This is a genomic window from Pseudomonas sp. G11 (genome assembly GCF_029457515.1).
GTDB classification, from domain to species: Bacteria; Pseudomonadota; Gammaproteobacteria; order Pseudomonadales; family Pseudomonadaceae; genus Aquipseudomonas; species Aquipseudomonas gorinensis.
This window is the reverse complement of record NZ_CP120377.1, coordinates 422931-447723: the sequence shown is the minus strand read 5'-3', so window position 1 is coordinate 447723 and position 24793 is coordinate 422931. Positions and strand designations below refer to the sequence as shown.

Here is a 24793-nt window from a genome sequence, read left to right as displayed (position 1 = left end):
CGTAATATTGCAAGCTCAATTCCATAGACACTCAAACAAACGTTATCTGACCTCGATTACCCGCTCTACCACCCATCACGCCCGGACATAAAAGATTTCACATAATCCCACCGTGTAACTATCCAGTACACAGCAAATATTGCTGACAAGGGAAATCCAATCCAGATGAACACCCAGTTCGAATCTGTGCGAAGCAGTATACCAATCACTATGGCGACCATCATGCCGAAAAACGTACTCACCCCACACACCACCGCCAACAATGAAACTATCAGCAGCAGGGTATTTATAAGTTTACTTGCTCGCATCGACCGCCTCATTGTAAAGGCTATTGCCTTTCGCGCCCACGGACAGAAAATATAACAACATTGCACCACCATACGGCGCCTTTTTACCAAGAATAAATTGGTTATTATCAAACTTTCTGACCGTCACATCAAATATTGATTTTTTCTTGTTCAAACCATCAGCCACCCCCATCTTCAGAGGCACTTTTACAAACCCCGAACCAATTGACAACGCGAAATCTGCGGCACTATATATCACCGGCCCATATCCGCCAGGAATCTGATCAAAAGTCTGTTTAACATGATTATAACTGCCCTCTTCATTATTAACATGGTTATAAAGTGCTGAGGTGCCCTCCTCAATATTCCCCAATCCGAATACAATCATAGGCCCACCGAAAAAGCACCCGGCCACTGTGCCGCATAATGTGCCCCCCGAGTAAACACTTGCCCCTCCCGTGACAGTCTTGGCGGTGTTAGCTACCACAGGAATGACATCACGCGTTCCCGCATCAAAAACCGAGTCAGTGAGCGAATAGTTAAACAGACCTTTATCCCTTTGCGCATCTGCCCATTCAAGCTCATTACTCAGCCCGACCATATCGGCTTCACTCAAGTATGCATCGTGATACTCCTTAGTCCCTCGCTCCAGATGAGCCCAGCACTTGATGATGTAACACATGGCCTTCTCCAGGTTCGCTTCCGTGAAGTCACCTTTCTGCGCCTCAGCCTTGATCGCCGCCACCTCCGCCTCATGAGCTGCTCGATTATAGACGTCCACCGACATCGCGTTTCCTCCCGCGACAACAGCACCTGAGGTACCTCTCCCAGAGCCAACCACGGCCCCGGCGCCTGCCGCGATCAAGGCGGCCATTGCATCTTGATCCACACCCTTGATGCCATTTTTCCCCAACGCGTCGGCAATGGTCGGCATCAATGCAGCCGATGTTCCCGCACCCAGCGCACCACTCTGCACATTGCCACTGGACAACCCAATAGCCGCCCCCGCCAACGCGTGCAACATCACACGTGCCGCACCGCCTTCAGCCCAAGCCGCCCGGGTGGCCGCATCCGACTTCGGATCAGTAGCACGCGACTGGGCATAATCGCCAATCTTGTTGAAGATATCGCTGGAGGCCGTGTTGGCGACAATACCAACCGTCGTTCCTACAGGCGCGCCACCCAGCCCTGCGGCGATTAGTCCGGACGCGATATCGGCCATTAAGCGTTTGTCGCCACCGACCTGCCAGCGCTGGGCTTCCGTATAAGCGGCATTCGCTGCAAGCACCGTTCCAGCGGCATCCGGCGAACCGGTTTCGGTTTGGGTTTTGGCTTTATCGGCCAGTGCTTTCGCTTCATCCGCCTTCGCCTTGCCTACCGCACTGATCACCCCACTGGCCAACTGCGCCGAGCTTTGGATCAGGTCAATACGCTCTTGCATGGCCTTTTCATCAGGCCGGTCAAGTTTCTGATTGGCGTTGGCGGTGTCGCGATTCAACCCCACCAGGTCGTTGGCACCTTCGGCACTGCGAACCACAATCGTGCCTTCGCTGACCGCGCTACGGGTGTAGCTATGGTCTTTCTCCTTGAGCGCTATCGGGATGCTGCCGCCCATCGACGCACCGCTGGTACTGCTGGAAGACACCGAAATACCGGCAGACTGACTTTTGATCTCGCTGACATTCTTGATATCGCTGACGATCAGCCGATCCGTGCTGAGCCGGTTCTTATCAGCTGACGCTTCACTGGCAATCACCGCGCCTTGCAGGGTGGTGTTCTTGCCGACATTGATGTCGTAGCCGCCCGTGCCCGCATACAAACCACTCTGGTCGGTCACGCCCTTGTAGTCGCTGTTCATATTGGCGGCGGCAAGGTTCGCCGAGCCCGCTACGGTAGAGCCGTAGCAGAACGGCGGGACGCAGATACTGGCGCCGAAGCCTGCGCTGCTCTGTTTGCTGCGCGACGACTCGGTGTCCTGTAGGGAGATGATATTAAGGTTGCCGCCAATATCTGCCTTGATACGGTCCGCACGAACCTGGGCGCCTTTGAGGGTGGTATCGCCACCGCTTTGTAACAACAGGCTGCCTGTATCGAGGGTGCTATTGACCTGAGTGACGGAGTTACCGTTGCCATTGTTCTTGGCACCCTGCGCTCCGAGGTCGAGGGTGAAGCCGTTTTGCTCGCCAATATTGAAGCTGGCGCCAATAGCGGTTTTATTTTTCGACCCTTCGTTTTTGCGGTCGGTGGTGTTTTGTGCGCTTTGCATCAGCACATCGTTTTTGGCTAACAACAAGGTGTTGGCGGCTTTCAAGCTGCTGCCGGTGATCTGGATATCACCCTGAGTACCCGCCGCTGCGCCCGTGGCAACGATCGACAAGTCTTGCCCTGCGTTGAGCGTGCTCTGCTTGGCGGTGACGCTGTTGAATTCGCTGCTGTTCTTGCTGCGGTTATTGGCCAGTTCGGTGCCGATTTTGATCAGCGAACCGTTGCCGGGCGTGCCGCCGGTTTTGTTTTTGAAGCCGGAGCTTTGCGCATTGGCGTCCGAAGCCTGGCCATTCAGGTTGTAGGCGGCGAGGGCTGCCTGGGCGATTTTGACTGCCTTGAGTCGTGGGTCATCAGCACTACGTGCCGCTTTGACGGCGTCGCGCATGCTGGTGGCGGTGTCCACTACCGAGCCCGCGATCACCCGCCCAACCGCCAAGCTCTTGGAACTGTCCTTACTGGTCTGACTGGCCGTCTCCATCCCCGAAGTAAGGGTGACGTCAGCCCCACTCAACTCCATGTTCTTGGTGCTCACCAGATCACTGGCCACCACCTTCAACTCACGCCCCGCCGTCAACGACACATTGCCCGCGCTCGAACCGATAGTGCTGCCGGTCAAGGTCATTTCATTGGCGGTGCCGTTGTGTTTCGAGCTGTTGATGTACAGCTTCTGGTTGCCGGTCATGTCATCCAGACCGAGCTTGTTGCCGGTCAGCACGCCGGTGAGGTCGCGATTCTTTTCCTTGTGCATGTCGGTGCGGGCGAAGGTGTTTTGCGCCGCGTCGATGGTCAGGTCGCGGCCGGCCTGGACGGCGAGGTCGCCGGTGCTGACCAGGGACGAGCCGGTGACCGTGGCGTCGCGTTTGGCGGCAACGGTGACGGTTTCGCCGGAGACCATGCTGCCCAGGGCGGTGGTGCGTTTTTCGTCGACTTTGTCTTGGACTTTGCTCGACTTCAGGCCGCCCCAGCTGCTTTTGCTTTCCTTGCGTTCGTGACGGGCGCTGTCGGCGTTGCTGACGGCGAGGATGTTCACGTCCTGGCCGGCCACCAGTTGTGTGGCGCCTTTTTCAGCGGTGACGGCACTGCCGGCCAGCAGCAGGTCGGTACCGGCGACGACGGTGCTGTTCGTCCCCGCGCTGACCAGGCTGCCAACGTTGTTCACGACGTCGGTTTCATCCAGGCGGAATTTTTTGCCCTGGGAGGTTTTCTTGGTCTTGCTGTAGAAGCTGTAGTCCTGGTCTTCAGCGCTGCGCAGGCTGAGGTTTTTGCCGGACACCAGGTACGCCTCGTTGCCGGCATTCACCTGGCTGGCGACCAGTTGCAGGTTCTGCCCGGCGCTCAGGGTGGCGTCGCCGCCGGCCTTGAGCACGCTGGACACTTGCTGGACGTGGTCCTCAATGCTTTTGACCTTCTTCGAACTCGACGCCGAATGCTGCTCGTTGGCAGCCGAGACGGCGTTGAAGTCGCGCGTGGCGATCAGGTTGAGATCGCGCTTGGCTTCGACCTGGCTGGCACCGATGCTGATGTCACGCCCGGCAACCACATGCAGGTCGCGCCCCGCATCGACCACGGAGCCTTGTTGGGCGATGGTCATGAAGTTCGAGCGGCTGCCGATGTTGCCGCTGTCCAGGGTTTTCGAGGCGGTGATGTTCACGTCGCCCACGGCCTTGACCGTGGTGTCGGCACCGCTCTTGAGCACACCGCCGACGCTGTTGACGTTGCCGCCAGCCTGCAGGGCCAAATCGTTGGCCGACTCGATGCGCGCGGCGCTGTCGACGAAGTCGCTGCGTTCGGTGCGGTAGCTGCTGGCGCTTTCGTGGGTGGTGACGCTGCGTTCGTTGAGCAGGTCGGCGCCAGCCGCGAGGTTGACGTTGCCCGCGCTGATCACACCGCCAGCGCGGTTGCTCAGGTTGTTGCCGGCCAGTAAGTCGAGGCGACCACCGGCTTGCATCAACCCACTGTTGCTGAGGTTGCCGCCGACGTTCGCCAGCAGGCTGCCGGTGGCGCGCAGGGTGCCGGCGTTGTTGAGGTGGCTGCCGGTGATCAGGTTGATGTCAGTGCCGGAAATCAACGCGCCGTTGGGCGCCAGGCGGTTGCTGGCCTGGGCCAGGTACAACACCGGTACCAGCACTTGTTGGCCGGCGACGGTGGCGTTTTCCAGCCAGACGATATCGTGGGTCAGGGCCGCGACTTGTTCGGCGGTGAGGCTCACGCCCACCGACAGGTTAAGCGCGGTCTTGCTGCCGATGGCGTTGTCCATCAGGTGCTTGAACAGGTCGGCATCGCTGGTCTGGCCGTCAATGAAGCGCTGGCCGGTGCGGGCGAGTACGGCTTGCTGGATCAGGCGCTGTTCGTAGAAACCATCGCCCAGGCGCTTTTGCGCGGTGTCGGGGTCATAGCCGAGCTTGGTCAGCAGGTAGTCCGAGCCCAGGAACTGACGCATATCCGTGAGCAGCGGGTTGGTTTCGATCAGGTACTTATGCGGGTTGGCCGCGAACTGGCTGGTGGGCAGGCCTTTGGCGCCATCGCTGTCGTTGAGGTGGAACAGGCCGTTCTGGCCGGTGGGCAGGTCGAAGCCTGGCAGGCCCAGCGGGTTGACCTGTTGCTGGGCAACGTCCGGTGGCAGTTGCGGGTTGAGGCTGACCAGGGTCGAGTAGCCCGGCGCATGGGTGTTGGCGCCGCTGCCGACGTAGGTGTAGCCACCGCGCACGACACTGTTGTCGATGCCGGCCTGGGCCTTCACATCCACGCTGCCGCCGGCTTGGATCACGGCGGCGTAACTTTGGTCTGGCGCGCTTAACTGGGTTGTCTTGCGCAGGCCGGTCTGCTCGCTTTCCATCTTGCCGATGAACGCGGCCATCGCGGCTTCGACACCGCTCATGTCCCCGCCTGCGGCATAGCGTTGGGTGAACGCCGCGGCCTCGCGATACCAGCCTTCAGGGTTGCGCTCGCGCTCGGAGGTGAAGATGCGGTCGTACTGGGTGTCGTGGGTCACGACGCCGACGTTGGTGAGTTGGTTGACGATGGCCGTGAGGTTGCCACCGGCTGCGATGCTACTGCTGCTGTTGAGTAGCTCGCCGCCGGTGAGCAGCATGTTGCCGCCCGAGGTGATGCTGGAGCCCGCCGTGGCGTCGCTGACGATGAAGCGGTCACGCTGGGTAATCTGGAACGGCCGGTTTTGCTTGCCGCCGTCACAGTCACCGCCGGTCACCCCTTCGATGCAGGCGGCGGGCGTGATGGAGGCGCTGTAGATGCCGGATTCGGTGGTGAGCACAGTACGGATGTTCTGGATCGTACTGGCTGCCAGGATCAGGTTGCGCTCACTCTCGATGGTCCCCGAGCTGTTGATGATGCTGGTGGCCAGGCCTCCCTGGCCATCACGGTCGACGCGCAGGCTGCCCATGGCATAGATCGCGGCACCGAGGTTTTTCAGGCGGTCGACCTTGAGGCTCATGTCGCCGCCGCTGAAGATCAGGCCGTGGTCGTTGAGCAGGCTGCCCACCGAAAGATCCAGGCTGCCCTGGCTGGCGACGCTACCGCCCACGGTCCAGTCCTGGCCGCTGCCGACCAGCGCACGGGTGCCGAGCAATTTGCCGGTGGCGGTCTGGTTCAGGGTTCCGACATTGACGGTCAGGCGCGCGGCCTGGATCGCGGTGCTATTGGTCCAGTTGGCTTTATCGAGGGTCAGGTCGCCGTTGGTCACCAGGCTGCCGCCGACATCGTCAAGGCTGATGCCATTGAGGTCGAGTACACCGGTGCCCACATGCAACACCTTGCCGCCGGTGTTCTGGAAGCGGGTGGCGGCCAGGCTCAATTGGTCGTTGGCGGTCTCCAGGCTGCCGCTGTTGTTGAGCAGGCCGCCGATGGCGTAGCGGGTTTTGCCGCCGGTGCCCAAGGCACGCATTTGCCCACTGTTGTTCAGGCTGGCGGTCTGGACATCGAGGGCCGTGGCGCTTTCGATCAGGCCACGGTTGGTCAGTGCGCCATTGAGGCTGACGTCGACCCGGTTGCCGGCGATCTCGCCGCCGTTATCCACATTCATACCGGTCAGGTGCACGCGATCCCGAGCAAACAGCGCGCCGCTGCCGTTGTTGAAGTCAGTGGCGTCGATCCGCGCATCACCGGCTTTGGCGGCGATGCGGCCACCGTTGTTGTCGAGGGTACCGGCGGTGATGGTCACGCCCGACTTTTCACTGTGGATCAGGCCGTTGCCGCTGTTTTGCAACAGGCCGCTGGTGGTCAGGGCCAGGCCATCGTTGGCGGCCAGGGTGCCGGTGTTACGGTTGTCGATGCTGTTGGCGAATACCGTCAGCAAGCCCTGGCTGGCGAGCTTGCCGCCCTGGTTATCGAGATGCGCGGCGCGCTGGATCAGCAACGGCCCGACGCTTGCCAGCTTGCCGTTGCGGTTGATCAGGTCGCCGATCAGATCCAGGGTGATCGCCCCGCCAGCGGTCAGGCTGCCGGCGCTGTTATCCAGGGTATTGCCGTTCAGGGTGAACGCACCGGTGCTGTCGATGATGCCGCCCTGGCTGTTGTCCAGTAGGCCGCTGACGTTGAGGGTCTGTGCGCCGTCGCTGAGCAGGCGACCTTTGTTACGGTTGTCGACGCTGGCGGCGGTGACGTTCAGCGCCTGTTTGGCGCTCAAGGTAGCGCCCTGGTTATCCAGGCTTTGCGCGGTGGCGGTGAGGCTGCGATTGGCGATGACCGTGCCGGTGTTGGTGATGTGTTGAGCGTCGAGCGTGACGTCGCCGTTAGCATTGCGGGTGTTGTCGGCGTTGACCCCGGCTTCGATGATGCCGCTGTTGGTCAGTTGGCCGTTGCTGGCCAGGGTGATGCTGTCGCGCGCGGCGAGGGTCTTGCTGTTTTTCAGTGTGCCCTTGGTCTGTGCCTTGAGGGTGGTGCCCGCGTACACGGCGCCGGTGGTCTCCAGGCTCGCGGCCTTGATGTCCACCGCACCGCTGGCGGCGGCCTGGGCCATGCTCAGGTGGCCGTTGGCGTCGAGCTGAATATCGCCACCACTGGCGGCCAGCGTGCCGTCGAGCTTCACGCCCACGCCGGCTTCGGTGCCCACCAGTTTGATCGCACCGGCATACATGCCGCCCAAGGCCGACGAGTCGATGGCCAACTCAGGCTTGGCGCTGCCGTCGTCGGCACGCGCGGTGGTTTTCAGGCTTTGCGCATCGACGTCATTGCGCCCGGCGATCACTGTCAGCTGGCGCGCGTTGATCTGCGCATTGATCTTGGCCGAGCGGGTGATGATTTCGAAGCGGTCGACATTGCTCGCGTTCAAGCCTTTGCCATCGATGGTCACGGCGCCGCCGTCGACCTGATAGCTTTTCAGTTGCCCGGCCTGATCGATCACCGGTTTGCCGGTGGTCAGGGTGACGTTAGGGGTGTTGATGAACCCGCAACCGTTGCAGCTGATGCCGTAGGGGTTGGCGACGATGACCTTGGCCGACTGGCCCGCCACTTCGGTGTAGCCGCGCAACTGGCTGGGGCTACCGCCTTTGACTTCGTTGAGGATGACATTCGCCGCGCCGCCCTTGAGGTTCGGGTTGCCGACGATGATCCCGCCCAGTTGCGTGTTTTGCAGCGGGCCGCTGGCGTTGTTGAGGATCACGCCGTTGGGGCCGACGTTGTAGTCCTTGAATTGGTTATGGGACAGGCCACTGCCATTGGGCGTGGCAATGTTCACCACCGGTACGCCGTTGCCCGCCTGGCCGAGCGTGGTGCCCGGGCCACTGACCACGATGCCGTCGGCCTGGGCCAGCAGCGGCTGCCAGAACAGCGCGTTGGCCAGGATCAGCGCCAGGCCGCGTTGGCTCAGGCTTTTCAGGGCAGAAACGGGGCGAACGTCCATATTCAAAATCTCAAGGTTGCGGGCATTGAATTACAGGTAGAAATCCAGGCGGAAATAGATCGGCGCTTCACGCTCGCTCATCACCGTCGGTCGTTCCAGGGAGTGGGCAAAGGTCACGCTGGTGCTGACGTTTTTGCCGCGGGCGAACAGCTCGAGGGAGTTGCTCGAAACGCGCCCATGGAGGTTGTCGTTGTAGCGATCATTGCGGATCACACCCTGGTCGTAGCCGACGCTGGCGCCGTACTCCAGGAACGCCGGGCGCATCCAGTCCCAAGTCACCGGGCGCGCCCAGCGCACGTCATTGCGCCAGTAACCGCCGCTGTCGCCGGTCAATTGCTGGTCCTTGAAACCGCGGACCGACGCCGACCCGCCGAGGCTGATGCGCTGCGGGCTGAACAGCACGTCTTCACTGCGCTGCCCGGTGGCCAGGCTGGAAAAACTGAACGACTCGCCCCACAGCGTGAACGGCTGCAGGTAGCTGACGGTGGCGGTGTATTTGCGGTAGTTCGGCGTGGGCGTGAGGTTGCCCTCGCGATCGCGTTCCTGGTCGTTGCTTTGCGCATCGAACGCGCCGATGCCGTTTTGCATGCCCAGGTCCACGTTGACGAAGGCACTGCCGATACGGCGCCCGTGGTTGATCCCCACCTGGAATTCGCTGAGGCGGTTGCTGCTGGTGTCCAGTCGCGCATCGAGCAGGTAGTTGTTGGTGCGCAAATGGGCAAGGCCGACGTTGACCGACGTCTTGCTCACGTCGTCACGATGGATCACGCGCTCGGCCCGCAGTTGGTGGTTCTGGCTGTCGCCGTACTGCTTGAGCTTGTAGCCATCGAGGTCGGCCAGGGTGCGGTAGTCGCTCTCGCTGTAGGTGTAACTGAAGTTCCACCAGCCCCACGGCACGTTGTAGTAGAGCATGCTGTTTTTCGAGGTTTTCTGGTGGTCGCTGAGGGCATCGTGGCCGCCGCGCAGGATCAGTTGATCGGCCAGGCCCAGCGGGCTGTCCCATTCCAGGCCCGCGCCCCACTGCTGTTCGCCGGTGCTTTTCTGGCCGTCGTTGTTGCGCGACAGGCTGGCGCGCCAGGGCTTTTGCGGCTGGTTCTTGACCAGCACTTCGCTGCCACCGATCTGGGTGCCGGGGGTCAGTTCCATTTGCGCCTGCTTGGACGGCAAGCGGCTCAACTGGTCGACCAGTTGTTCGACTTCACGCAGGTTGAGCGACTCGCCGACCTTGCCCGGAAACGCCATGGCCAGCTCGCGGTCGGTGACCGTGCTGCCTTCGGCGCCCTTCAAGCCTTCGAGTTTGCCTTCCACCACCAGTACTTGGAGGTGGCCGCTGGAAAGGTCCTGTTGTGGCAGGTAGGCGCGGCTGGTGACGCGGCCTTTGCCGATGTAGTCATCGGTGATGGCCTTGAGCAGTTCATTGAGCTGCGCGACGCCCAGGCACTGGCCGATATAGGGCTTGAGCAGGCGCGCGCGATCGGCGGCTGACAGGCTGTCGGCGCCTTTGAGTTCGATGGTTTTGATCGGGAAGCAACGCGTGTCCGCGGGTGTGGCCGGGGCCTGGGGCCGTGTGCCCTTACCCGGCAGATCCTGCAGCTCTTCGAGGCGGCGGCGCTGCTCTTCGAGAAGACGGCTTTGCCGGTCACGGATCAGGTCCTGATCCCCGGGCGTGGGGGCGGCAGTGGCACTGTTCAGGCTCAAGTAAGTGAGCAGGAAAGTACACAGCAATAACCGAGTCCGTGGCAATAACAGAGACATGTTCGATCCGTCGAAAATCTAGGGGCCGCAAACTAACATCGAGCGTCGACTGATCCAAGAAACTGGCTTAGTCGAATGCTTTGGCTAATTAATCCTGCAAGCGCTTGATTATTAACAATAAAAAATTATCAAAAAGATGAGCGATCTATCGCCGGAACTATTATTCCGACAAACGGCAACTCTTTTGATAGTTATTCGAGCACAACTTAATAACGGCCACTAATTGGCCATCAAGTTGGCGTCGAGTTAGGTTAGTACCGGAAAAGATCGAAAAGTTCGCGGGGGTTTTGTGAATTGGATCCCATTTGTCGGGATCCGCAGGGTGAGACACCCGTGTGGGAGTGGGCAAGCCCTAATGCCGTTCAGTTAAGGCTTTTTTGTAGGAGCGAGCTTGCTCGCGAAAAACTCACAGGCGCCGCGTTCATTCAGGAGACACGCGTTATCGTTGACGTTTTTCGCGAGCAAGCTCGCTCCTACAAAAGGCGATGTACGCTTAACTGAACGGCATTAGGGCAAGCCCGCTCGCCACAGTTACAGTGTTCCTCCCCCCTTGGATCGGGTTGACAACACTAGCCGGCGTCTTTGTTCTGGTCCTTGCCCGGCACCAGGGTCAACCCTGGTTTTTCCACGTCGCGGGAGACATGGGATTTCACTTCTTCCACGCCGCCGTCCTCGTCGTTGTGGATAACCAGCACACCCGGCCTGCGCAATTGCTCCAAGTCGCCCTCCCCCAGCTTGAAGCTTTCACTGAGGCTTTTATCACTGAGCGCATTGGCCTCGGCACGGCGCTGGGCGAACTTGCGCCCCTTGCGTTGCTGGTAACGCGCCCAGCTGATCAGGATCACCGCGTTGAACAACGCGATCCAGAGGTAGATCTGCAGGGTATTGAGCGCCGCGAAGATCGGCGCCTCGATACGCGGGCCGCCATGGGTCTCCAGCATCGATGTGATCCCGCGCGCCAGCAGCCAGATCAGCCCGGCCCAGGCCAGCAGGGTCAACAGCACATCGATGACCCACATCACCGGGTGTTGACGAGTTCGCACCAGTTTCATGATTACGCGTCCTCATTGGCAGGTTTGATACCGCGATCCGGGCTGACCCAGCGCGCACGCTTCTGGTGCTGGTTGAACAGCACCTTGGGAAAGCTGACCAGCGTGGTGAACAGGCTGACCAGCCAGAACACCATCGGGTACCACACGGTCCAGAACAGGGTTTTCCACAGGTCCTTTTCGTAGCGCCGGTCAATCATGATGCTCACCGCAAACTGCACCAGGCATACCATCGCCAGGACCAGGCCGGTAAACGCCGGGGGCACCAGGGATTCCACCGCGATCGCCGGGGGCAGCACGATGAATTTACCCACGACCCAGAAGACCACCGAGAGCAGGAAGGTGAAGGCCCAGCCAGTGGACAGGCAGTATTCGAACAACAGCGGCCACAGGTAGCGATGCCGCCACTGCCAGATGCCCCGGATGTTCTTGAACAGCACTTCGGCGCCGCCCTGGGCCCAGCGCAGACGCTGTTTCCACAGGCCACCGACGGTTTCGGGCATGAGGATCCAGCACAGTGCGCGCGGCTCGTAGAAGATGCTCCAGTGATCGAGTTGCAGCTTCCAACTGACATCGATGTCCTCGGTGATCATGTCGGTGCTCCAGTAGTCGATGCGGTCCAGGGCTTTTTTGCGAAACGCCACCACCACGCCGGACACCGTGAAGATCCGCCCGAACACCCGTTGCGTACGCTTGATCAAGCCGATGATCGAGGAGAACTCGCCGACCTGCACGCGGCCGATCAAGGTCGAGCGCGTGCGGATACGCGGGTTGCCGGTCACCGCGCCCAGGCGCGGGTTGTCGAGCATCGGCGCGACCATATAGGCCGCCGCATTTTTATCGAGCAGCGCGTCGCCGTCGATGCACACCAGGTACTCGCTGCGCGCGGCCACCGCGCCCATGCGCAGGGCCACGGCCTTGCCTTGGTTCTGCGCCAGGTGCAGCACCCGCAGGCGGGGGTGCTCCAGCGCCAGGGCGTCAAGCACCGCGGCGGTGTTGTCCTTGGAGCCGTCGTTGACGGCGATCACTTCGATGTTCGGGTACAACTGGCCCAGCGCCGCATGGATGGTTTCGGCGGCGTTGTCGCCTTCGTTGTAGCAAGGAATGATGATCGAGATCAGCGGGTTGCCGGCCAGGGTCGGCGCCGGTGTGTCTTCTTCCCACGGCCAGTGGCGCTCCCAGTGCAGCCAGAAATACAAGCCGCCGGCGATCCACAGCGCCGACATGAACAGCGGGTAGAAAAATACGAAGTCCATCAGGAACTGCCCGGTGACCAGGAAGATCAGGCCCAGGGGCACACCTAACACCAGTGCCAGTACGAATAACGCCAGGATTCTGTCGAACATGGTCAAGGGTTCCATTGGTTGGAAAGGGCCGGACGCACGGTGTTCAGGTCCGGGGAGTTCTCCAGGAAGTTGTCCGGGTAGTAACCAAAACTCGTGACCCCCTGGCGTTTGAGCACACCCATCCATTCAGCCATCTGCGCCCCGTCGATATCGGGAGCAGCCTTGGTGCGCCAGTCTTTGGCTTGCAGTTCGAACACGGTGCGCTCCAGTGCTCCGGGGCGCGCCTTGACCGTGGCGACCAGTTTTTCCAGCCAGGCGTTGGAGTTCTTCAGCGTCTGGCCTTCCATCAGTGGCATGGCCATGGGCGCGGTCCAGTCGTAGGTCTGGAGGAAATCATCCAGGTTCTGCGCGAACCAGGCTTCGCTGCCGGGGTTGAGCATCGGCTCGGCGAAGATATTGCGTGCGGTCAGTACCTGCGGCCCACCGACGGCGCGGACCTTGGCGGTCAGTTCGTTGGTGAAGTCGATCAGGTAGCGGCTCTTGAAGCGCGTCCAGCGTTGCATCACCGCCGGGTCGGCCCGCAGCGCGGCGATGGTGCCGGGCAGGCCATTGGCGGCATAGGCCTTAAGCGCGGCGGGGCTGGCGTCTTCGAAGTCCGACAGCACCGCGTCGTCGTGGTACAGCACGCCGTCGATGGCATTGTTGCGCGCCAGGTCTTCATAGAGCTCACCAATGATCTTGCGCACCTGCGGGTCGAACGGCGACAGGCGCTGGTATTGATCCGGGTCTGTGCCTACCTTGCCGGTTTCCGGGTCCCAGCGCGTTACGCGGGGCAGCTTGGGATCGAGGGCAAAACTCAACACCGGCATCCACGCATACACGGCGGCATGGGCACGGGTGTGCAACTGCCAGGAGACGCGGTTGAACAGGTCGGCGCGCACCGGCAAGTGACGGTTGGGGAAATACAGCTCGTGCACCAGGCCATCACCCTTGGGGTCGGCGAAGGCTTGCAGGAACACCGTCCCCGCGCCCATGTCCACTACACGCTGCACCAACTGGTCGAGGTTGCGCGCCTGTTGGGCCGGGTCCGGGTCGTAGACGTTGTCCAGGTCCACATGCAGCACCCGCAGCGGCGCAGGGGCCTGTACCGCGACGATGCTGTTGGCGAAATGTTCGCCGTCCGGGTCGGAGGCCACCAGGAAGCGCGGGCTGTTCATCAGCTTGCCGAGGTCGTCGAGGCCATCGTCCAGGGTCAGCGCCATCTGGTAACCCTGCTCGCCAACGACCGCCAGCGAGGTGCCCTTGGCCGCACCATACGGCCATACCCATACCCGTGGTTTCTTGCCGGTCACGGTCTGGATCTTGTTGGAGATCGCCACCACATCCGCCCGCATCCGCGCCTCGAACTGCGCTGGGGTTTCATAGCGGCCCGTGGCCGGGTCATAGCGTAGCGAGGTCGCCGCCGGTTCCAGGTTGCCCTGGGGGTTGGCCAGGATCCCGGTGTGACTGGCATCGGTATGCGCGGCGATTTCCACCAGGCCCGATTGCGACACTTCGCGGATCTGCTGCCAGGTGAGGAACTCGCCCCGTGGGCGTGGTGAGCCGGCGAAGTCCACCGGCTTGTTCATCGGTGTGTCGATCCAATAACCCACCGGCGCCAGCAAGGCCGGCCAGCGATAGGCGCGCAGGATCGGCATCACGCGGGTGTAGAAGCTGGAATAGCCGTCATCGAAACTGAGCATGATGGCTTTGGGCGGCAACGGTGTTCCACCACGGCGGGCAGTCAGGATCTGGTCGACGCTGACCGCCTGGTAGCCGTTCTCGCGCAGCCAGGCCAACTGTTCGATCAAACGCTCGGTGCGCACCGCTACCACCGCCTGGTCGGGGTCGCGATCCTCGACGTCGTGGTAGGCGATGCCCAGGAAATGGTTTTTCGGCCACGGCGCTTCATTGGCCGGGGTCGGCCGCTCGGCGGGTGGAGTGAATGGCGCGGGTTGCTGGGCGCAGGCACTGGCCAGCAATACACCCAGGACCAACAAGCAACGGCTGAGGACGGTCATGGTCAGGCTCTTCTAGAAACGGTAAGTGAGGTCGACGAGCAGGCGCAGATCGCGTTCGCGCTCACCGTCGTAAGGGCGGCTGATCAGGCTCAGGTTGGCGCCGGCTTCCAGGACATCGTTCCAGCGAAAGCGTTGGCCATAGCCCACCAGACCGATGCCACCGGTGGAATAATCCCGCTGGCTATACGTACCCGCACCGACCTGGAACTGCTGACTCCACTGGGTCTCGTAGCGGTGATAGAGCACATGGTTGATGTTGAGGACGGGCAACACGGTGAAATCCGACTTCGGGTTGAAGTACACCGTGTCTTCCTTGCTGTTGCGGCTGGCGCCGACTTCCAGGCCCAGGTCCACTTGCACTTTTGGCGAGCTGTAGAGGCCTTCGCGGCCGCTGAGCAAGGCTTCGACCCGGTCGTTGCCGTCGCTGAAATGGGACGGGCTGAGGGTCAGTTTCCATTCGCGGCTTTCGTTGGCGCGCCAGCGGATAAACCCGCTGCCGCCATTGGCCGTGACCCCGTCATTCAACGCGCGCAACGGCGTGGTGCTCAGCAGGTAGCCGAGGCTGCCGCCGTATTGCCAATTGTCGTTGATGTCGCGGGCAATCGAGATCGCGGCGCCTTGTTTGGAACCATCGCCGTAGGAATGGTTGGAGACCTCGGCTTCGATGGTCATGTCACGGGTACGCCGCTCTACCCCCACGCGCTGCCAACGGTGCTGGCCGGTGCCTTCGCTGAAGTCGGCGGTGGCATAGCCGGCGCCGGCGAACAGGCGCCAGTCTTCGTCGATGGGCGGGGTGTAGATCACACTTTCAATGCCCCAGTCACGGCTGCCGGACACCGCGCCGGCGTCTTGGTTATTGCCGCCGCCGTAGCTTTTCCCGGTGTAGGCCTCGACCCGCAGCTCAGCCATGTCGTGCACATCCCGCAGGCGGCTGAGGCGTTGCACCTGGCGACTGTCCGGGTTGCGGGCCAGCACGTCATCGGTCAGCACATCCATCTGCCGCCACTCTTGCAGGTCCATGGCGGTATAGGCCTGGGACACTTCCAGGCTGATATCTCGTGGCGCCTGGGCCTCGGTTTCCTTGAGGGCACTCTCGGACCGGCGCGGCCAATCCCGGGCCCGGTACATATTGGCTTGGGCCAGTTGAAGGCTGACGTTGCCCGGGGCTTTTCGCACCAGCGCTTCAAGGCCGGCTTCGCTGCCAGGCAGATCATTGCTGTAGGTGCCCGCCTGGGCCGCCAGTTGCTGCGCGTCCATCCAGCTGTCGTTGGGGTTGCCGATGGGCAAGCCCTTGAGTTCTTCACGGGGGTTCTCGCTCTTGGCCAGATTGTCGGCGACTTCACGCGCATCCAGCGCTCTGTCGCTTTCCACCAGGGCATAGAACAGCGCCGTACTGTCTTCGACGCGGTCGGCCGGGTCAGCATCCGGCGCGGCCAGCGCCTGGCGATACAGCGGCTCGGCCTTTTCCGGCTGGCGCTGGTCAAGGTAAGAGGCGGCCACCCAACGCACGGCGTAGGTCGGCAATTGCACGCCTTCGCCTTTAAGGGTTTCGTATTCGCGAATCGCCTCGGCGGTGCGTGCCCGCGCCTTGAGTGCGCCCAGGCGGTCGATGCGCCAGCGCACCACGTCGTCGTGGGCAGTGGGGTCAGGGGTCCAGCGTGTGAGTAGCTTGTCGTAGTCCTGAAGCGCACGGTCTGCGATGACGTAGCGTTCTTGTTCGGAGCGAGTGGCGAACTCGGCCATGCGCACGCGTTCAGCGGCAAGGTCGCCCTCCAGGCGACGCTGGGTTACCGCGTCGAGCAGGCCGGGGCGTTGGGCCGACAGGCGCAAGGCGGGTTCAGGCAGACGGGCCTTTTGCAGGGCGACGATGTACTCGCGGGCGACGTCAGGTTTGTCGCTGGCGCGGATAAAAGCCTGGTCGAACTCAAACAACGCGTCGTAATTCAGCCCCGCGCGAGCCAACGCGTAACCCAGGGCCATGCGTCGGGTGGGGTCGTCGGGTTTGGCGGCCACCAGCGCGCGGATGCGTTGCACGGCCTCACTGGCTTGGCCGCCGTCGGCCTGGGCCAGGGCCAGGCCCAGTTGCAGGTCGATATTGTTCGGTTCACGCAGCAGCGCTTGGCGATACACCGCTTCGGCCGGTGCCCACTGCCGCTGGTTGCGATAAGTGCGGGCGACGGTGGCCAATGCCTGGGTGGTCAGGTTGCGATGTTGCCCCTGAGCCTCGTACACCTGCAGCACTTCGGCGTCCTGGCCGGCCCAACCGGCGATCACCAGGTGGTCGCTGACCTGGCCCGGCGTCTGGCGCTCGGAGGACAATTGACGCAGTTGGGTGAGGGCGGGGCTGAAGTTGCCGTTGCGCGCCTGGATGATCAGGGCGTCATAGGCCGGATCGGCCATGGCGAGGGTGGGCATCAGCAATTGGCTGCACAAGGCGACCCCGATGAGCAGTCGCAACCGGCCTGATGCACTGAGAGGGAGGTTTCGCAACATATCGTGAGCTTCCTTACACACGGAAAGCTTTAACGATAGGTGGTCCTGAGCGATTTGCTTCAGGTTGTCGGCGTCTTATGACCCGGCCTAGCTTTCCTGTCGCAACTATCGCCGAGGTGCGTACGAAAAAGGTCAATTCAGAACAATTGTTCAGAATTGCCATGCCCGGCGTAAATGTGAATGTGGGAGCGGACTTACCTGCGAAAAGGAGGTATCAACCGGCATCTACGCCGGCTGCTTGACTCCCTGCCGCGGGCACTCCCGCTCCCACACTGTTTATTTCAGGCTGGTGTAAAAAATACTTACTGCGCGCCGCTCATCGCACCGACTTTTGCCATCACAAACCCGATGAATTGTTCGACGGTCATTTTCTGGCCGTTGAAGGTCACTTCATTGTTGGCGTAGTGCAGCTTGGACACCACGTCGCTGCCTACCAGGGTGGCGAGCTGAGTGCCAACCGCCATGCCGCTGACCATCTCGGACGCCATCTGGGATTGCTGCTCGATGGCTTGAGGATCGGTCACGCCACCCAACTGCGCCTGCAACGCGGAAACGTCGGCGATCATCGGCTTGGACAAGGTCAGGTTGGCATCCAGCTGCGAGACCATCTGCTTGCCCAGCTCAACCGGTGGCAGCTCCATGGAGGAAGGCTTGGCCAGGTCCAGCACCAGGTTGAATTTGCTTTCGCCGTGGGTGGTTTTCAGGGACAGGTTTTCCAACGCGAGATGGGGCTTGGCGGCCAGTACCTGGTTGACGTTCGCCTCGGCCAGGGCCTGCTCGGCTTCGCTCAGTTGCAGCTCAGGTGTGGGTTGGCCCGCTGCGGCAGCGGCTTGCACCGGCTGCATCTTGTCCTGGTAGAGCTTGGTCAGCGCCAGCATGGCCGGGATGTCGACATTCTTCATGCTCAGGGCCATGGCCGCCGAGCCCACGGGTTTGCCCTGGTAACCGATCTCGTCGATCTTGTAGTCGACACGGCCGGCCAGGTTGTTGTCCTTGGTTTCGCTGGAGTCTTTCTGCTCGAAGCCTTTGACGGTCAGCACGGCTTTCTGCGGGCCGAAGGTGAACTTGCTGTCGGTCAGCTCAACGGTGTTTTGCCCGGTGTAGAAGCCAAAGGTGGATTTTTCCAGGTTGCTGGCGATGGTCAGGCCAGCCAGTTCGGCCTCGAAGGCGTCACCCTTGGCATCGACCGCTGCGATTTTGAGGCTGTTCATGAAGCCGTCGGCCTTGACCTTCTGGCCTTCGGCGGTGCTGTCGAAATTCATGTTGGCGCCGGAGAAGCTCACCGAAGACTTGTCGTCCTTGAATGCCAGGGGCAGCAATTCGATGTTGCCGTTGACCGAGCGGCTGTAGCCGATATTGGCCACGCCTTTAAGCGGCGACACGTCTTTGGCGGCGGCGAACCATTTCTCGGTGGTGGCGTTCTTTTCCAGTTCGTAGTGACTGGTGGCCATGACCGGCAGCCATTTGAGCGTGACCAGGCGCGAGATCGGCAGCGGGCCGTGTTCGATATGGTCGACGAAGAGCAATTCGGGGTTGGGGTTTTCTTCGCCAAACACCGAGCCTTGGCCCTTCAGGCGGTAGTGCGCGGTGCTGCTGAACACGCCACGCTCCAGGGACACCAGCTCCAGGGCCACGGTGCCGTCGACGCCGGCCATGGAGCGCTGCAGTTCCTTGTTGGCGTCCTGCACCGCCGTTTGCAGCACCGGCTCCAACTGTTTACCGGTGTACCAGGCGCCGCCTGCACTGACGACGCCAACGGCGACCACAAAACCCAAAAGAACGACTGCTGGCTTATTCATGAAGTGACCTGATCAAATCCTGTGAGAAGTGGGCTGTCTTCCTTGAACCCCGAGTGAGGTTGGCTCAAGCCCGCCGAAAAGCGGGGGGAAGATTAGCACTGGCGGCCGCGAACGGCCCAGCTTTTCAGAGGGGTAAGGTCGGCACTTGGTTCACGAGTACTCCAACTCGATTTCATCCAACTGGTGGTCAAAACTCTTCAGGCGCGCTGTCCAGGTGTACACCAGCACCTCGAATTCACGGTGAATCACCGCATTGCCGGGGGTGTCGGACTTGGGGTCGCAGAAGTCCAACTGATAGCGCTCCCGGGCCATCTGCGTGGCGACATCGGACAATTCCCGCGCGTTATTCAGCCAGTGCCTACCCTCGTCTACCTGCCGGTCGAGCAGCACACATTGTTTCTTCAGGATTTCGAGGCTTTTTTCCAGAGGCGTGCCGGTGAGGTCCCCCATGACTTCCTGGAAAGTACGCCCGGGCTGCCAGTAGCTGCCCCAGAAATAGCGGTCGAACACGGTTTCGACACGGCGCAGGGCGACCTTGGTGTCCCAGATTGCAACCCGGGTCTTGCCCTGTTCGAGGAGTTTTTTCTTCACTCGTTGGTTCTGGTAGGACGCCCAGGCCACCACGCCGATGGACAAGGTGCCGATGACCAGGCAGGCACTGTCGAGAAACACCATGGCCTTGTCGAGTTGATGGGCGAGCATGACGCCGTAGAAATACGCGGCCGATAACAACACCAGTGCGAAAAGCACGCACCAGAAAGCGGGAGCATAAGGGTTTTTCATTATTGGAATCCCCATGAGCAAACGCGAGCAGTGTCAGGGGAGCGTCACCGCGCTCCACCTGACAAAGCATAGTCATTCGCTCAGGGTTTGCTGGCCTGTGAGGCTTGCGTTCGTCCGCTTTCCCAGCCGCCGCCCAGGGCCAGGAACAGATCGATCTGGCTCATGGCAACCTGGGTGTTCGCCGCCGCCAGTTGCGCGCGCATCGCGGTGTAGGTGCGGGTGGCTTGCAGGTCGGCGAGGAACGATTCGCGGCCGGCCTTGAAGAACCGGTGGGTCTGGTCCGCAGCCTCTTGGGCAGAGTGCTCGGCGTCAGCCAACGCCTCGCGCCGCTGCAAGACGGCGGTGTATTGCGCCAGGCCGGTCTGGGTTTCACGGATGGCGTTGAGCACCACGCCGTCGAAATGCGCCAGGGCGCCCTGGGTCGCGGCTTCGGCCTCGTGGATGCGCGCACGGGCGCCGTTGGTCGGCACCGTCCAGCTGATCATCGGGCCGAAGCCCCAGCGGTTGGTCGCGGGCTGGCCGAGGTTGTCGAGCAGGCCCACGGTGCCCACCGTGGCGCCGATGGCGATGTCCGGGTACAACGCGCCGGTGGCCACGCCGATACGCGCGGTGGCGGCGGCCAGTTGGCGTTCGGCCTGGCGCACGTCGGGGCGACGCTTAAGCAGTGCCGCACCATCGCCCACCGGTAACAATTGAGCGATGTGCGGCAGCTGGGCGCAGGTGCCGGTACCCGCCGGCAGTTGGTCCACGGGCTTGGCCAGCAGCATCGACAGGCGGAACAGCCCGGCCTGGCGCGCCGCTTCGTAGCGCGGCATGTCGGCGCGCAAGGATTTGTACTCGGTTTGCGAACGGGTGACCTGGGTTTCATCGCCACGGCCCGCGTCGCGCAGGCGTTGGGTCAGCTGGGTACTCTGGGCTTGCAGGTCCAGGGACTCGTTGGCAATCGCCAGCTCTTCGTTGGCCGCGCAGACCTGGGTGTAGGAGCGCACCACATCGGCCACCAGGGTGATGCGCGCAATATCCACGGCGGCCTGGGCCGCATCGGCGCTGGCCTGGGCGCTTTCGATGCCACGTTGCAAGGTGCCGAACAGATCGAATTGATACGAGGTGGTAATGCCTACGCTGCCGATGTTATCCACCGGCACTTTGTCTGCCTGCAAAAACGCTTCGCCGGATTCCTGCAGGCGCTGCACCTCGGCCTTGGCGCCGGCACTCCAGCCGCCGGCGGACTCAGCCTGTTGGGTCTGATAACGCGAACGCTGCAGGTTGGCGGCAGCCACGCGCAGGTCGGTGTTGGAGGCCATGGCCTGGCGCACCAACTCATCCAGGCGCGGGTCTTGGTACAGCTTCCACCAGTCCGCCGGCACCGGCGCCGACACCACGTTGTTGCCCTCCCCCAACAGTTGCCCTTGCAGGTCACCACGGTTGATGGCGGCCTTGTCCGGCAGTTGGTAATCCGGGCCGACCACCTGGCACGCCGACAGCAATACACCCAGCCCCGCGGTGGCCAACAGCGCCGCCGGTTTCATGGTTGTTCTCCCTGCTGCGCCTTGGCCGCGGGCTTGTCGCCGATGATCGACACCGTCGCCGTGCGCCCGGCGATCATGCGGAAGTCCGCCGGCACGTCATCGAACGCAATACGCACCGGAATCCGCTGGGCCAGGCGCACCCAGCTGAATGCCGGGTTGACGTTAGGCAGCAGGTTGGAGCCGCTGCTGCGGTCTCGGTCCTCGATCCCGGCAACAATGCTCTGCACGTGGCCGTGCAGGCGCGCGTTATCGCCGATCACGCGGATGTCGACGCCCATGCCGACGTGGATACCGTCGAGCTTGGTCTCTTCGAAGTAGCCGTCGATATGGAACGAGTTACTGTCCACCACCGACAACACCGGGCGGCCGGCGGTGACGAACTCCTGGGTACGCGGCGCGCGGTCGTTGACGTAGCCATCGACCGGGCTGCGGATCACCGAGCGGTCGAGGTTGAGTTGGGCCGAATCCACCGTGACTTGCGCCTCGGCCAGGGCCGATTGGGCACGGGCGACACGGGACTGGCTTTCTTCCAGCTGCTCGCTGGGCACCAGGTTGCCCAGGCCCCGGTTACGCTTGTACTCGCGCTGGGCCTGGGCCAGGGTTTCCTGGCGGTCGGCCACGGCAGCCTGGGCCTGGCGCAGCGCCAGCTTGAAACGGTCCTGGTCGACGGCGAACAGCACCTGGCCTTTGCTGACCAACTGGTTGTCACGCACGTCGACCCGCTGGATCAGCCCGGACACGTCCGGGGCGATCTGCACGATGTCGGCGCGGATGTGGCCGTCACGGGTCCAAGGGGCAAACATGTAGTACATGACCATGCGCCACACGACGACGACCGCAAAGGTCACGATCAATAACGTCAGGACTACACGGCCGATGGTCAAAAAAGGTTTTTTCATGTCATCAGGTATCGACTGAGTGAGTCCACCGCGCCCAGCAACAGCGCGTAGAGCCCCACATTGAATAATGCCCGGTGCCAGACCAGGCGATAAAAGTGAATGCGCGTCAGCAACCCGTGCACCACCAGGAACAACACGTAGGCAATGCCCATCAGCACCAGCAACGTGGGCAGGAACACCCCGCTGATATCCAGATCACCGATCATAGAGGCGCTCCATCGGGCAACGGCGCTTCCATCTCCGTGCCACCAATAAATTCCACGCCGGGCAACAGCGCCAGGCGCAGGCCAGCCAGTGCATGCAACAGATGCAGGCGGGTGTCGTCTTCGTCTTGCAGGCCTTGCCCGTTGAGGGCTCGACGTGTGCGGTCGAGGGTCATCAGCAGACCGCTGGGCGCGGGCAAGCGTTCACCCGCCTTGAGGCAGGCCTTGAAGTAACCACCCACGCCGTCCACCACCTGGTTGAGCAGCACCCGAGGCACGCCGAGGATGCGCGGCGAATAGGCCAGCAGGTCGAGCAGGTTCAGCGCCACGCGCAGATCACGCAGGGCGATGCCGGTGTCCTGGCCGATGATGGCCAGGCGCGGCAGGTGCTGCATCAGGCGGTCGAGCATTTGCGCGGCCAGGTAACGTTGCTCGTTCAGGGTCGAGGGCTCGGTCATGCCGACGATGTCGTTCCAGCTGAAACGGGTCAGGCGCTTGGCCGCCAGTTCGGCGCCGAAGGGCCGGGAAACCAGGGTCCATACAAAGGCGAACAGCAGGCCCACGGGCCCGGCCAGGTTGACGTTGGCGAAGTTGAGGAAGTCCGCGTCGTAGGCACCCTGGATACTGATGAACGATGAGGTATTCACCAGCGTCAACAGCATGCCCAGGTAAAAACGTGGCTGTACCGTGAGTGTGCCGATGCAGATAAAGGGCACGGCGAACGCCAGCACCAGCATCGGGAAATCGTGCAGGTTGGGCAACACCAGGAACAGGTACAGGCTGGCGAACAGCACCGACATGGCGGTCCAGAAAAAGAACCGGTAGATCTGCGGTGCCGGGTCGTCCATCGAGGCGAAGAAGCTGCAGGCGACGGCGGCCAGGATCACCGCACTGCCGCCGTCGGTCCAGCCCAGCAGTATCCACAGCACCGAGGCGACGATGATCGCGGTCACAGTGGAGAACGCCGAATAGAGCATCAGCCCACGGTCGAGGAATGGCGTCAGCCGGCCCAGGCGCCAGTGGCGGTAGACGGCGCGCCAGGTGTCCTGGCTTTCACACTGGATGGCCGCTTGCAGGCTGCGACAGTCTTGCCACAGGTCGATCCACTCGCCCAGGCGGTACAGGGCGTTGGAAAACAGCAGCGTATGGCGGTCGTCCAGCGCTTCACCGTGGGGTTGCAGGGCGTCGACCTGGTCGCGCAGGGCGCGCCAGCGGTCCAACGGCGCGGACTCGGTGGTACTTAGCAACCATTGTTCCGTCGCCTCCAGCAACGGCGCGAGCGCGGCGAGAAACTCCGGCGCTCGGTGCTCGATGGCGTACAGCGCATCGTCGAGCGCATCCACCACCGGCAGCAGATGAATCATCCGCCCGCGCAGTTCCTTGGTGTTGCGTACCGTCTGCGGGCGCGCGCCTTCATGGGGCAACTGGCCGATCATCAATTCGAGGGTGTTGAAGGTGGCGACCATGCCACCGCGCAAAGTGCTGACTTCTTCCGGCGTTATGTTGCGGGTGAGAAAGCGCTGGCTGTAGACCTGCGCATCGCTGAACCACTTGGCGACCGAGCCATCGAACACCGGCATCAGGCGCCGGGGCCAGAACATCGCGCCGACCACCGCGGCGACCGCGATGCCGAGGAATATTTCCTCGGTGCGCGCTTCAGCCACGTCCCACACCGCGAGCGGGTTATCCACCACCGGCAGGGCGATCAGCGGCAAGGTGTAGCCGGCCAGCATCAGCGCGTAGTTGTTGGCAGTACGCAGGTGCATGGAGAGAAACAACAAGGTGCCCGTCCACAAGGCAATCACCACCACCAGCAGGTAGGGTGACTGTACGAACATCGGCACGAACACCACCGCCGCCGCCGCGCCCATGAAGGTACCAATGGCACGGTAAAGCGCCTTGGAACTGGTGGGGCCGACAAACGGGCTGGAGACGATATACACCGTGGCCATTGCCCAATAGGGACGCGGCATTTGCATGAGCATGGCGATGTACAGCGCGATCATCGACGCCGCGAAAGTGCGTACGCCGTAGAACCAGTCCTTCGCCGGCGGCAGGCCGGTGAAAAAACCGCTCAAGATGTCACACCGGCAGGGTGTTGATGGGCCGCTTCAAAAGCACGCAGTACACGCAACGCAGCCTCCATGTCCGCAGGGGCAATCTCGGCCAGCACTTCGCGCCGCAGGCGCACCAGTTGCACCTCCACCGCCTGCACCAGCTCGCGACCGCGCTCGGTCAGGCTCAGGGCCTTGGCACGGCGATCGTGGACGTCTTCGGTGCGGCACACATAGCCGCTGCTGCACAACTGATCGAGCAGGCGCACCAGCGACGGGCTTTCCATCCCTGACGCCTGGGCGACTTTCACTTGGTGCACACCATCGCCCAGGCGACCGATCATCAGCAACGGCACGGCGCAGGCTTCTGAAATACCGTAGCTCACCAGCGTGTTCTGGCAGATTTTGCGCCAGTTACGGGCGCCCACCACCATGCTGCTGCTGAGGTTCATCTGGAGTTGTTCGAGGGATTGA

13 protein-coding genes are annotated in these 24793 nt (G+C 62.1%); all 13 read right to left on the bottom strand.

Going from position 1 to position 24793, the window contains the following annotated elements:
- Window positions 1–294: 294 nt before the first annotated feature.
- Complete coding sequence (locus P2T68_RS01925; protein WP_277378947.1) at window positions 295–8409, bottom strand: hemagglutinin repeat-containing protein; 8115 nt, start codon at window positions 8407–8409, stop codon at window positions 295–297.
- A gap of 30 nt (window positions 8410–8439) precedes the next feature.
- Window positions 8440–10164 (bottom strand): ShlB/FhaC/HecB family hemolysin secretion/activation protein, encoded by a 1725-nt coding sequence (locus P2T68_RS01920; protein WP_024072698.1) that lies wholly within the window; start codon window positions 10162–10164, stop codon window positions 8440–8442.
- 569 nt (window positions 10165–10733) lie between these two features.
- Entirely contained in the window at window positions 10734–11216 is a 483-nt protein-coding gene (pgaD, locus tag P2T68_RS01915) for a poly-beta-1,6-N-acetyl-D-glucosamine biosynthesis protein PgaD (protein WP_024072697.1), read from the bottom strand.
- A 2-nt stretch (window positions 11217–11218) separates the two neighbouring features.
- On the bottom strand, window positions 11219–12559 hold the full coding sequence (gene pgaC / locus P2T68_RS01910) for a poly-beta-1,6-N-acetyl-D-glucosamine synthase (RefSeq protein WP_069074961.1): 1341 nt from the start codon (window positions 12557–12559) through the stop codon (window positions 11219–11221).
- A gap of 2 nt (window positions 12560–12561) precedes the next feature.
- Window positions 12562–14559, bottom strand: a complete 1998-nt coding sequence (gene pgaB, locus P2T68_RS01905; protein WP_024072695.1) for a poly-beta-1,6-N-acetyl-D-glucosamine N-deacetylase PgaB — start codon at window positions 14557–14559, stop codon at window positions 12562–12564.
- A 12-nt stretch (window positions 14560–14571) separates the two neighbouring features.
- Window positions 14572–17052 carry a poly-beta-1,6 N-acetyl-D-glucosamine export porin PgaA gene (pgaA, locus tag P2T68_RS01900; RefSeq protein ID WP_277378946.1) on the bottom strand — a complete coding sequence of 827 codons (2481 nt, stop codon included), beginning with the start codon at window positions 17050–17052 and terminating at the stop codon, window positions 14572–14574.
- A 302-nt stretch (window positions 17053–17354) separates the two neighbouring features.
- A complete protein-coding gene (locus tag P2T68_RS01895) occupies window positions 17355–18851 on the bottom strand; it encodes a YdgA family protein (RefSeq protein WP_024072693.1) in 1497 nt (498 codons plus the stop codon).
- Window positions 18852–19001: 150 nt separating this feature from the next.
- Window positions 19002–19634 (bottom strand): NADH:ubiquinone oxidoreductase subunit N, encoded by a 633-nt coding sequence (locus P2T68_RS01890; protein ID WP_069074964.1) that lies wholly within the window; start codon window positions 19632–19634, stop codon window positions 19002–19004.
- Window positions 19635–19714: 80 nt separating this feature from the next.
- Window positions 19715–21163, bottom strand: a complete 1449-nt coding sequence (locus P2T68_RS01885) for an efflux transporter outer membrane subunit (protein WP_024072691.1) — start codon at window positions 21161–21163, stop codon at window positions 19715–19717.
- Window positions 21160–22062, bottom strand: coding sequence for an efflux RND transporter periplasmic adaptor subunit (locus tag P2T68_RS01880; protein ID WP_024072690.1), 903 nt, complete (start codon window positions 22060–22062; stop codon window positions 21160–21162). The genes P2T68_RS01885 and P2T68_RS01880 overlap by 4 nt, the downstream gene beginning before the upstream one ends.
- Complete coding sequence (locus tag P2T68_RS01875) at window positions 22059–22268, bottom strand: DUF1656 domain-containing protein (RefSeq protein WP_150053821.1); 210 nt, start codon at window positions 22266–22268, stop codon at window positions 22059–22061. Before P2T68_RS01875 ends, P2T68_RS01880 begins: the two co-directional genes overlap by 4 nt.
- Window positions 22265–24343, bottom strand: a complete 2079-nt coding sequence (locus P2T68_RS01870; protein WP_102625409.1) for an FUSC family protein — start codon at window positions 24341–24343, stop codon at window positions 22265–22267. The genes P2T68_RS01875 and P2T68_RS01870 overlap by 4 nt, the downstream gene beginning before the upstream one ends.
- Window positions 24340–24771, bottom strand: coding sequence for a MarR family transcriptional regulator (locus tag P2T68_RS01865; RefSeq protein WP_024072688.1), 432 nt, complete (start codon window positions 24769–24771; stop codon window positions 24340–24342). The genes P2T68_RS01870 and P2T68_RS01865 overlap by 4 nt, the downstream gene beginning before the upstream one ends.
- Between the last annotated feature and the right edge of the window lie 22 nt (window positions 24772–24793).